The 10,522-nt window shown below is 63.2% G+C and carries 14 protein-coding genes; 12 read left to right on the forward strand and 2 right to left on the reverse strand.

Going from position 1 to position 10,522, the window contains the following annotated elements:
* Nucleotides 1–4: 4 nt before the first annotated feature.
* Nucleotides 5–862, reverse strand: a complete 858-nt coding sequence (locus L6Q67_RS19880) for an alpha/beta fold hydrolase (RefSeq protein WP_296573730.1) — start codon at nt 860–862, stop codon at nt 5–7.
* Nucleotides 863–1,003: 141 nt separating this feature from the next.
* Here L6Q67_RS19880 and pqqA point away from each other — a divergent pair, with 141 nt between their 5' ends.
* The 8 genes from pqqA (at nt 1,004) to L6Q67_RS19915 (ending at nt 7,056) form a co-directional block, all read left to right on the forward strand.
* Nucleotides 1,004–1,078 (forward strand): pyrroloquinoline quinone precursor peptide PqqA, encoded by a 75-nt coding sequence (pqqA, locus tag L6Q67_RS24575; protein ID WP_139379539.1) that lies wholly within the window; start codon nt 1,004–1,006, stop codon nt 1,076–1,078.
* A gap of 65 nt (nt 1,079–1,143) precedes the next feature.
* The gene (pqqB, locus tag L6Q67_RS19885; protein ID WP_296573733.1) at nt 1,144–2,061 is read left to right on the forward strand and encodes a pyrroloquinoline quinone biosynthesis protein PqqB; all 918 of its coding nucleotides are present in this window, start codon (nt 1,144–1,146) and stop codon (nt 2,059–2,061) included.
* Nucleotides 2,058–2,768, forward strand: coding sequence for a pyrroloquinoline-quinone synthase PqqC (pqqC, locus tag L6Q67_RS19890; protein WP_296573744.1), 711 nt, complete (start codon nt 2,058–2,060; stop codon nt 2,766–2,768). The genes pqqB and pqqC overlap by 4 nt, the downstream gene beginning before the upstream one ends.
* Nucleotides 2,769–2,808: 40 nt before the next feature.
* Nucleotides 2,809–3,078 (forward strand): pyrroloquinoline quinone biosynthesis peptide chaperone PqqD, encoded by a 270-nt coding sequence (pqqD, locus tag L6Q67_RS19895; RefSeq protein WP_296573747.1) that lies wholly within the window; start codon nt 2,809–2,811, stop codon nt 3,076–3,078.
* Nucleotides 3,078–4,220, forward strand: a complete 1,143-nt coding sequence (gene pqqE, locus L6Q67_RS19900; RefSeq protein WP_296573750.1) for a pyrroloquinoline quinone biosynthesis protein PqqE — start codon at nt 3,078–3,080, stop codon at nt 4,218–4,220. The genes pqqD and pqqE overlap by 1 nt, the downstream gene beginning before the upstream one ends.
* A 131-nt stretch (nt 4,221–4,351) precedes the next feature.
* Complete coding sequence (locus L6Q67_RS19905; protein ID WP_296573752.1) at nt 4,352–4,852, forward strand: hypothetical protein; 501 nt, start codon at nt 4,352–4,354, stop codon at nt 4,850–4,852.
* Between the two features lie 217 nt (nt 4,853–5,069).
* Entirely contained in the window at nt 5,070–5,414 is a 345-nt protein-coding gene (locus L6Q67_RS19910) for a GNAT family N-acetyltransferase (protein WP_296573755.1), read from the forward strand.
* A 70-nt stretch (nt 5,415–5,484) separates the two neighbouring features.
* A complete protein-coding gene (locus L6Q67_RS19915; RefSeq protein ID WP_296573758.1) occupies nt 5,485–7,056 on the forward strand; it encodes a peptide chain release factor 3 in 1,572 nt (523 codons plus the stop codon).
* Nucleotides 7,057–7,285: 229 nt separating this feature from the next.
* Here the strand turns inward: L6Q67_RS19915 and L6Q67_RS19920 are convergent, their stop codons facing one another.
* Nucleotides 7,286–7,996: an integron integrase gene (locus L6Q67_RS19920; RefSeq protein WP_296573762.1), complete on the reverse strand. Its 711-nt coding sequence runs from the start codon at nt 7,994–7,996 to the stop codon at nt 7,286–7,288.
* Between the two features lie 150 nt (nt 7,997–8,146).
* On the opposite strand from L6Q67_RS19920, the gene L6Q67_RS19925 reads away from it, so the two are divergent.
* The 4 genes from L6Q67_RS19925 to L6Q67_RS19940 all read left to right on the forward strand — a co-directional run bounded on the left by L6Q67_RS19925 (nt 8,147) and on the right by L6Q67_RS19940 (nt 10,394).
* Complete coding sequence (locus L6Q67_RS19925) at nt 8,147–8,482, forward strand: hypothetical protein (RefSeq protein WP_296573764.1); 336 nt, start codon at nt 8,147–8,149, stop codon at nt 8,480–8,482.
* 107 nt (nt 8,483–8,589) lie between these two features.
* Nucleotides 8,590–9,207: a hypothetical protein gene (locus tag L6Q67_RS19930; protein ID WP_296573767.1), complete on the forward strand. Its 618-nt coding sequence runs from the start codon at nt 8,590–8,592 to the stop codon at nt 9,205–9,207.
* A 396-nt stretch (nt 9,208–9,603) separates the two neighbouring features.
* Nucleotides 9,604–10,020 carry a hypothetical protein gene (locus L6Q67_RS19935; RefSeq protein WP_296573770.1) on the forward strand — a complete coding sequence of 139 codons (417 nt, stop codon included), beginning with the start codon at nt 9,604–9,606 and terminating at the stop codon, nt 10,018–10,020.
* Nucleotides 9,999–10,394, forward strand: coding sequence for a hypothetical protein (locus tag L6Q67_RS19940; protein ID WP_296573774.1), 396 nt, complete (start codon nt 9,999–10,001; stop codon nt 10,392–10,394). Before L6Q67_RS19935 ends, L6Q67_RS19940 begins: the two co-directional genes overlap by 22 nt.
* Nucleotides 10,395–10,522 lie beyond the last annotated feature (128 nt).

The raw sequence follows: 10,522 nt of genomic DNA on the forward strand, positions 1-10,522 counted from the left end.
GGCTTCAATCGCAGGGCCGCAAGGCCGCCCGCCAGGCGGCCTGCATGGCGGGGTGAAAGGGGTCATGGCCACAGCCCTCGGCCCATACCAGCCGGCTACCGGGCAGGCGGGCATGCACCGTCAGGGCGTTGTCGGGCGGGCACACCCGGTCGTCGCGGCCGTGGATCAGGGTGACGGGAAGTCGCGCCTCGGCCAGGCGGGCACAGGCCGCGTCAAAACCACCATCGCCCAGAAAACAGCCGGCCCGCAGGTAGTGGGCCTGGAGACGGTACTTGAGCACCAGCCGATCCAGCGCCGGCGTGTCGGGCGAAGGGGGGATCGATGCACCGCTCATCGCCGCCTCGTGCTGCCACCAGGCCAGGGCAGTCGCCCGCGCAGCGGCCGGATCGGGCTGATCAAGGCCAGCCGCCAGCGCATCAAGGGACGGCCCGCCGGCAAAGAAGGCCTCCACCCGCGCCCGTGACGGGATGAACACGCTGCGCAGCAGCACATCGATGACCGCCCCCGGGTGGGCCGCCGCATAAGCGATGGCCAGAGTCGCCCCCCAGGAGCCGCCAGTCACCCGCCAGCGGGCGATGCCCAGATGGCGGCGCAGGGTTTCCAGATCGGCGACAAGGTGGACCGTGGTGTTGGCGCCGAGCCCACCCACCGGCGTCGACCGCCCTGCCCCGCGCTGATCGGGCAGCACCACGTACTGCAAGGCCGGGTCGTAGAGCTCGGCAAAACGGGGGCTGCACCCACTGCCGGGGCCTCCGTGCACCACCAGCACCGGCTCACCGCCGGGCTGGCCGAGGGTCTGCACCCACAGGCAATGCCCGTCCCCGACAGGCAACTGGAAGCTGGCTTCAACAGACATGGTCATGATTTCAATGGGCAAACGCGGCACACACCGCGAATCATGATTTTCGTGAGGCGGGAGTATGCCGGCCTTTGCAACACTCTGCTCCACGGTCATGCCCCTGCGCTGGCCGGACAAACCCAACCCAAATACTGGAGACTGACCATGACCTGGACCACCCCCCAAGCTTGCGACCTGCGTTTCGGCTTTGAAATCACCATGTACATCGCGGCCAAGTAATCCGCATCCGGCGCCGGCCTTGCCCCCAGGGCCGGCGCTGCCTCAACGCCTTCTCCCCATTCCCCATGAAAATCCGTGTTCTCGGCTCGGCCGCCGGTGGTGGCTTTCCCCAGTGGAACTGCAACTGCCGCAACTGCAAGGCCGTGCGTGAAGGCCACGCCGCGTATCAGCGCCGCACCCAGTCATCCATTGCCGTGAGCGCCGATGGCGACCACTGGACCCTGGTCAATGCCTCCCCCGACATCCTCCAGCAGTTCCAGGCCTTTCCGGGCAGCTGGCCAACGGCCGGGCTGCGCGGCTGCGGCATCGAATCCATCGTGCTGGTGGACGCCCAGATCGACCACACCACCGGCCTCTACATGCTGCGCGAAAAAGGCAGCCCCTGGCCCGTGTGGTGCACCGACCCGGTCCATGAAGATCTGACTCGGGGCAACCCCATCCTGCACCTGCTTGAACACTATTGCGGCATCGACCGCCGGCCCCTGCCCGCCCACGGCGCCCCCTTCCACCCGGAAGGCAGCGCGCGCCTGGAGTGGCAGGCCCTGCCCCTGCTGTCGGCCGCCCCACCCTACTCACCCCACCGGGGCAATCCGGTACCGGGCGACAACGTGGGCCTGTGCATCCACGACCCCGCCACTGGCCGGCGCGTGTTCTACGCCCCGGGCCTGGCCGAGATTGACGACGCGGTGTTTGCCGCCATGAGCGCCGCCGACTGCGTGATGGTGGACGGGACCTTCTGGACCGACGACGAGATGATCACCCTGGGCCTTTCCAAAAAGCGCGCCCGGGACATCGGCCACCTGGCCCAGAGCGGCCCAGGCGGCATGATCGAGCAGCTCGCCCGCCTGCCCCGGCACATCCGCCGCGTGCTCATCCACATCAACAACACCAACCCCATTCTCGACGAGCGCTCGACGGAACGGGCAACCCTCACCGCCGCCGGAATCGAGGTGGCCTACGACGGCATGGAGATCGACCTGTGAGCACACCCCTTCGCCCCTGGACGCCCGAAGAGTTTGAAGCGCAACTGCGCGACAAGGGCAGCGCGTATCACATCCACCACCCCTTCAACGTCATGCTCAACACCGGCAAGGCCACGCGGGAGCAGATCCAGGGCTGGGTGGCCAACCGCTACTACTACCAGATCATCATTCCCCAGAAGGACGCGGCGGTGATGTCCAACTGCCCCGACCGGGAAGTGCGGCGCGAATGGATCCAGCGCATCCTCGACCACGACGGCCACGGCGACGACGCCGGCGGCATCGAGGCCTGGCTGCGCCTGGGCCAGGCGGTGGGCCTGTCGCGGGAGGAGATCGTGGACCAGCGCCACGTGATTCCCGCCGTGCGCTTTGCCTGCGACGCCTACCTCAACTTCTGCCGCCAGCGCCCCTGGCAGGAGTCGGTGTGCTCCAGCCTCACCGAACTCTTCGCCCCCACCATCCACAAGCAGCGCCTGGCCAACTGGCCCGAGCACTATCCGTGGATCGAAACCGAGGGCCTGCAGTACTTCCGCAACCGGGTCACCCAGGCCCGCCGCGACGTGGAACAGGGCCTGGCCATCACCCTCGGCTACTTCGACACCCGCGCCCAGCAGGAACGCGCCCTGGAAATCCTCAAGTTCAAGCTGGACATCCTGTGGTCCATGAACGACGCGATGATGGTCAAGTACGGCCTGGCCCAGGCCGCCTGATCCCACACGGGCAAGCCCGAACCTCACCGAGACGCCCGAGATGAACCCCGCCCGCCCCGCCATCAACCGCCTGTTCCGCTTTCAATGGGAGCCCGCCCAGCAGGCCCATGTGCTGCTCTACCCGGAGGGCATGGTCAAGCTCAACCAGAGCGCGGGGGAGATCCTCAAACGCTGTGACGGCGCGCGCACGGTGTCGCAGATCGTGGCCGACCTGGAGGCCGCCTTCAACGCCAGCGGCCTGGCCCCCGAAGTCGAGGCCTTCCTGGAGATGGCCGACGCCCAGAACTGGATCACCTGGAACACCGACTGATGGACACCCTGCTCGTTCCGCCCGACGCCATGCAGCGCCGCCCCGGCCCCCTGTGGCTGCTGGCCGAAGTCACCTACCGCTGCCCGCTGCACTGTGCCTTCTGCTACAACCCGGTGGACTTCGCCCAAGCCGGGCCCGAGCTGTCCACCGACGACTGGCTCAAGGTCATCCGTGAGGCCCGCGCCCTGGGCGCCGCCCAGTTCGGCATCTCCGGCGGCGAGCCCCTGCTGCGGGACGACATCGAGATCCTCGTCCGCGAGGCCCGCGGGCTGGGCTTCTACACCAACCTCATCACCTCCGGCGTGGGCCTCACCGAGGCCCGCCTGGCCGCCCTCAAGGACGCCGGCCTCGACCACATCCAGCTGTCCTTCCAGGACGCCACCCGTGAGGCCAACGACCTCATCACCAACACCCGCACCTTCGACCTCAAGCGCAAGGTAGCGGCCATGACCAAGGCCGCCGGCTACCCCACGGTGATCAACTGCGTGCTGCACCGGACCAACATCGACCACCTCGACCGCATCATCGAGATGGCCGTGGAGATCGGCGCCGAGTACCTGGAGCTGGCCAACACCCAGTACCACGGCTGGGCCTTCCTCAACCGGGAAGCCCTGATGCCCACCGCCGCCCAGCTGGCCGAAGCCGAGGCAGTGACCGAACGCTGGAAGGCCCGCCTGGGCAAGAAGATGCGCATTCTCTTCGTCACCCCCGACTACCAGTCCAAAAAGCCGAAAAAGTGCATGAACGGCTGGGGTGAAGTCTTCCTCTCCGTCACCCCCGACGGCCTCGCCCTGCCCTGCCACACCGCCCGCATGCTGCCGGGGCTTGAGTTTCCCAACGTACGCGATCACGGCATCGACTGGATCTGGCACGACTCGCCCCTCTTCAACCGCTTCCGCGGCACCGCCTGGCTGCCGGAAACCTGCCAAAGCTGCGAAGACAAGGACAAGGACCACGGTGGCTGCCGCTGCCAGGCCTTCATGCTCACCGGCGACCCGAGCGCCACCGACCCGGTGTGCCCCAAGTCACCCGACCACGGCCTCATCGACGCGGCCCTGGCCGAAGCCGAAAAGCCCGGCACGGTACACCCCCTGGTCTTCCGCGACCCGAAGAACTCGACCCGCCTGGCCCGCCCCTTCTGAGGCCGGCAGCCTCCTGCAGCCCCCCTGCACACGGCAGCGCCCGCCACTGCAGGCATGTCGGCCCCTCCTGTGGCGCTCCAGGAGACGCTTCCGGGCGTGCTAAGATCGCGCGCTGTTCGGCCTGCGATCCCATGACTTCAAGCCTATTCCGCACCCTTCTCGCCACCACCCTGACGACCTGCGTCCTCGGGGCCTGCTCCACCGCGCCCGTCACCTCCACCCCGGACGCCAGTCCCGCATCCACCGGCAGCAGCCGGGACGACGCAGGCAACGGCCGCCCCGCTCCGCCCCGGCCCAAGGCCCCGCCACGTAACGACAAGGCCCCCGCCAAGACCCCCGACAAGGCCACGGACAAGGCCACGGACAAGCCCGGCACCAAGAGCCCCGAGATCATTGTCGAAGAGGCGCCGCCCGAGCCGCCCGTCACCGGCCCGGCCTGGCTGTCCCAGTGCATCAACCGGCAAACGGAAGGCGGCGTGATCCGCTGCGATGCCGACAGCCTGCTCACCGAGCCCTCCGCCCACGTCAAGGTGTACACCCGCGAACCCGGCGCCGCCGGTCGCACCCGCACTGGCCCCATCCAGCTGCGCAGCAACCTGCCCCGCAAATACCGCTTCTTCGTCGTTCCCTGAGCCCGGCGCCCACCGCGCCCACCGCAACACGGCTGCAACATCGCGCGGCTTCAATAGCGTCCAGCCCGGCCACCCGGCAGGCAAGGAGAACGCTATCGACACCGCTGCGCCCAAGGGCGAACTGCACATCAGCCCCCTGGAGGCCACCGACGCCGAAACACGGGAGGCGGCGGCCCGCATCCTGCTCAGCGCCTTCGCCGACCCCGAGCGCTACGGCATGACGCGCATCATCGAACAGCTGCAGACCGCCGCCCCGCCCTTCTACCGGCACTTCTTCATCTGCCGCCAGCACGGCGAGGTGGTGGGCGTAGGCGGCATCAAGGCCGCCGACTGGGCCAGCGACACCCACATCCTGTACCTCTCCGCCGTCGCCGAGCACGCCCGCGGCCAGGGCATTGCCCGCAGCCTCATCGCCACACGCATCGCCTGGGTGATGGAGAACTTCCCCAGCGGCCGCCTGCTGGTATCCACCGCCCGCAGCCGCCGCTTCGCCCGGCTGGGCTTCCGCCTGATGGGCAAGCGGGAGGCCGGCGGACGACGGCTGATGCTGATGGAGTTCTGAGCGACGCACGCTGGGGAGATCACGCAAGGCCTTGTATAATCGCGGGCTTTTCAGCTTTTCGCACCGCACCATGTCCGCCACCCAGGAAATCGCCCGCCGTCGCACCTTCGCGATCATCTCCCACCCCGACGCGGGTAAGACCACCCTGACCGAAAAGCTCCTGTGGTTCGGTGGCGCCATCCAGGTGGCCGGCGAAATCCGCGCCCGCAAGGCCGCACGCCACGCCACCTCCGACTGGATGGAACTGGAAAAGCAGCGCGGCATCTCGGTGACCTCGTCGGTGATGCAGTTTCCGTACCGCGACTGCGTGATCAACCTGCTCGACACCCCGGGCCACGAAGATTTCTCCGAAGACACCTACCGCACCCTCACCGCTGTGGACTCGGCGGTCATGGTCATCGACTCGGTGAATGGCGTCGAAGCGCAAACCATCAAGCTGCTCAACGTCTGCCGCCTGCGCGACACGCCCATCGTCACCTTCATCAACAAGCTCGACCGGGAAGGCCGCGAACCCATCGAGCTGCTGGATGAAATCGAATCGGTGCTGGGCATCCAGTGCGCCCCCATGACCTGGCCCATCGGCATGGGCAAGCGCTTCCGCGGCGTCTATCACCTCTACAACGACACCATCCAGTTTTTCGACCCCCAGGCCGAAAAAGGCACCTCCGAGATCATCCAGGGCCTCGACAACCCGCGCCTGGATGAAGTGATCGGCGACCAGGCCGACGAGCTGCGCATGGACATCGAACTGGTGCGCGGCGCCTCCCACACCTTCGACCGCGACGCCTACCTGGGCGGCAAGCAGTGCCCGGTGTTCTTCGGCTCGGCGGTCAACAACTTCGGCGTACAGAGCCTGCTCGACGCGGTGGTGGACCTCTCCCCCGCCCCCCTGGCCCGCCCCTCCAAGAGCCGCCAGGTGCAGCCCGACGAGCCCAAGTTCTCCGGCTTCGTGTTCAAGATCCAGGCCAACATGGACCCGAAGCACCGTGACCGCATCGCTTTCATCCGCGTCTGCGCCGGCCGCTTCGAGCGCGGCGGCAAGCTCAAGCAGGTCTCCACCGGCAAGAGCCTCGCCATCAACAACGCCATCACCTTCATGGCGCAAGACCGCAACACCACCGACGAAGCCTGGGCCGGCGACATCATCGGCATCCCCAACCACGGCACCATCCACCTGGGCGATACCTTCACCGAAGGCGAAGACCTGCAATTCACCGGCATCCCCAGCTTCGCCCCGGAACACTTCCGCCGCGCCCAGATCAAGAACCCCCTGAAGATGAAGCAGCTTCAGAAAGGCCTCGAACAGCTCGCCCAGGAAGGCGCCACCCAGCTCTTCCGCCCCACCACCACCAACGAACTCATCCTCGGCGCCGTCGGCACCCTGCAGTTCGACGTGGTCGCCCACCGGCTGGAGTTTGAATACGGCGTGGACGTGATGTTCGAATCCTGCAGCTACGTCACCGCCCGCTGGCTGCGCGGCTCCGACGCCGACCTGCGCACCCTCGCCGACAAATCCCCCGCCAACATGGCCTTCGACGGCAACGGCGACTACGTTTACCTCGCCCCCAACCGGGTGAACCTGCAAATGGCCCAGGAACGGTTTCCGGACATCAAGTTCCTGGAGACGCGGGAGATCTACTGAGCCCAAGACCCCCGACGAATCGGGGGTTTTCTTTTGGCAGGGTCGAAGTCATTCGACCTCCCCGCGCACTGCCCCGCCAAGCCCCAATCAGTCCCGGCGGGCGAATGCACCCCCTACAACGCCCGTACGATCTGCTGCCTTTGTAGGGCGAATTCATTCGCCCACGCCCGCCCAGCTGCACCACACCAAAGCCCCCGCCAGCACACTCACAACACCGCATCCAGCGGGCTCACCCCGCAGGAAACACATACTCCCAACCCAGTACACTCGCCGCACCCGGATACTTAACTGACAGTGCATCAGGCAACCACACTTCCCCATGCCCGTTTGCCAGATCCCCGGCATGCAGTTGTCTGACCGTTTCCATCTGCACCTGCATCTGCGGCACCAGGCTTTCCGGCAGCATCGTGACCCTGTCCTTCTGCCCCTTGCCATCGCGCACCAGGATCTCCCTCCGCGACACGTCCACATCCTTCACCCGCAAACGCAGGCATTCCAGAAGCCGCAGCCCACCGCCATACAGCAGCCGTGCGGGAAGGACGACGTCCGGATCATCCATCGCACCCAGCAGGGCCGACACTTCAGAGCGGGTCAACACCGAGGGCAAGCGCCTGGGTTTCTTCGCACGCACCAGATCATCCAGCCAGGGCAACTCGATACCCAACACCTCCCGATACAGGAACAGCAAAGCCGACAGCGCCTGGGTTTGCGTGGCCGCGCTCACGTTGCGCTCTACTGCCAGCACGCCCAGAAACGCCTCCACCTCCACCTTGCCCATGTCCCGCGGGTGCCGCTTGTCATGAAAGAAGATGTAGCGTTTAATCCATCCCACATAAGCCTGCTCGGTTCTCAGGCTGTAATGCTTGACCCTGATCCGCTCCCGAACGTGATCCAGCAAGCGGGGCGACGAGGGGGGAGCCGCAAGAAGGGTAGACGACATGATGACGCAAAACTCCTTAGTTACTGTATTTATATACAGCAACTGAGCACATCTTAGCGGCTTATGCGACAGTCGTGTAAGACGCCAGAGGCGACATTTTTCGTCTACTTCACGTTAGAGGGTAAGTCCATGCCGTGCCTTTGCTCACAATTGGAAGCACTAATCAAGGTTGAATCACAGCCCGATTTCTTCGATGACCTTACGACAATTGAGCATGAAAACTGGGTAAGACGTTGTCAGTGCCAAATATGCGGGCAACTCTGGAGCGTTGATGAATGGGATAAGGGCAATATCGCTTTTGCCAAAAAACTAAGCAGCAATATCAACTGGCAGGCTCAGGATGTAGAAGCGCAAAAAGCCTTTGTTCTCAAAGCACGTGGAGGCACAGACAACAAGCTTTGCGCCCAATCCGGTTGCCAACAGCTTTGCCTGAAAGGGGTTGCCTTCTGTGTTGATCACTACTTTGCCATGGGGTGGCGAGAGTAATGCCCTCTAACATCCCGGTCAAAGCCGTTACGGCCTGCGGCCTCCACTGGACGTCCCGCAAGCGGGCCGCCCTTTACCTACAACGTTATGCCTTATAGGTGGGCGCCATGCGTCAAGCTGACATAGCCGTCATTCACCTCGAATCCATCCCTGCTGAGCTTTTCGCCGGATTCACCAATTCCATCTCCTCCGAGAAGTTGAATCTTCAGGTTCAGTCACGCGAAGACGGTGGGGCGTTTGCCGCCCTGGAGTGGCTTCTTCCCACGGCAGTTATTGTTTACATCGGCAAGTCGTATTTCGACGGCTTCCTGAAGGAAATGGGGAAAGATCATTACAGCCTGCTGAAGGCTGGATTGAAGAAGCTTCAAGCTAAGCTATTCGGGCCGTCCGCACCGCAGATCACGTTGTTTGGTTCCTCCGGGAAAATATCTAAGGAGCAACCGTATTCGCTTGTCTTCTCAATCGTCGCCGAAGCCGAGTCCGGTATCACGTTCAAGCTTCTCGTCCATGCCGACGTTTCGGAAGGGGAATACGAAGAGACTATTGCGGCGTTCTTGGAGTTCTTGGCTTCCTTCCACGCACACACGCTAGACGCACCAATGGTCGAGAGCCTTAATGCGTCAAGGGTTGTCGGCCGCACATTGCTACTTGCGTTCAACAGGGAAACGAAGGGAATCGAACCAGTCGACCCTGTCCCCAAGAGAGGGGCGCCAAATGAGGCATAACCTTGCAGTCGAGCGGACCTGCGCGAAAAGCCACGCAGGCCGCTCACTTTCACGTTAGAGTTCTTATGACCACTAAGCCCACGGTTAAGAATAAGAAACGCTCGAGAACGGCGAAGAGCATTTCTCTAATCGATGAAAATGGAGTTTTCTCGGCATACCCTAAAAACTTGAGTGGTGTTCCGTTGGAGTATCAGGCGGCAGTCTATGCCAAGCAACTCCGCGAACGTCAAGCATCGAAGCCAAAGCAAGGGTGGTCTCCGGTGCTTCCTGGCTCATACGGGTCGGGTAAAAAAAGGTGAGAACCTCTAACATTGCGCTCAACGCGGACAGCCAAAACGCTGCGCGTTTTGGCTGCCGGTTAGCTCTACGTTATGCGTCTCAAGGACACGCCTCACCATGATGACCAAGGCTGACTTGGAGAAGCTTGCGCTCTTGCGCCTCGAAGATGCCATCTTCCTGTTGCAGGCAAATCGCTGCTCCTCTGCATACTACTTGTCGGGTTATGCGGTCGAGCTCGCCCTCAAGGCCTGTATTGCCAAGCTTTTCCAACTAAATACGATCCCGGACAAGGCTTTTGTCAATGCCATCTACGTGCATAAGTTGGATAGTTTGCTTGGCACGGCAGGTCTTCGACCTGCATTCGATACAGACGCAAAAGCAGATTCAGAGCTGGCTGCATACTGGGCCATCGCTAACAACTGGTCCGAAGAAAGCCGGTACGCATTCTGGGATCCCTTTGCTGCTGCCTCAATGATCCAAGCAGTTCACGAACCAAATCACGGAGTATTCCAATGGGTGAAAAAGCACTGGTAGAAAGCCTAGTCAGCGACGCCATAGCGCTCATCACAAAACTGGATGAAGTCGAAACATCACCAACGTTTGCTGCCTGGTATTACTACGACGACGCTGACGAATGGCGTCTTTTGATTGCGTCGCCTGCACTCGATCCCCTGCTGCAAAAGCAGGAGGCTGTCGCTTACCGTAAAGTCATTGAGGTTCTTGCAAGTACCTCTCCGGCAGCACTGAATCTTTCTGACCTAAAGCTAGTTGCTACACGTTATCAGTTGCTGCAGGCAGTTAAGTTCTTGGTCGGTACTGGCCCACGAGGAATTGCGCGCGCGCACTTCAAGGACTGCACGGTCAATGGCATCTTTATTAAAGAACTCGTTGTTCTTCGCTCGGCATGAGTAAAGAAAAGACGCATAACCTTGCGGTTCACCGGACGCTGCGCGATAAAACCGTGTATTGACCCACCAAATCCTGCACAGGTCACGCTGCTAAAGCGAATGCCTCAGCCGGCGTTTTCATATCCAGC

This window comes from Zoogloea sp., assembly GCF_023150065.1.
Classification (GTDB): Bacteria; Pseudomonadota; Gammaproteobacteria; order Burkholderiales; family Rhodocyclaceae; genus Zoogloea.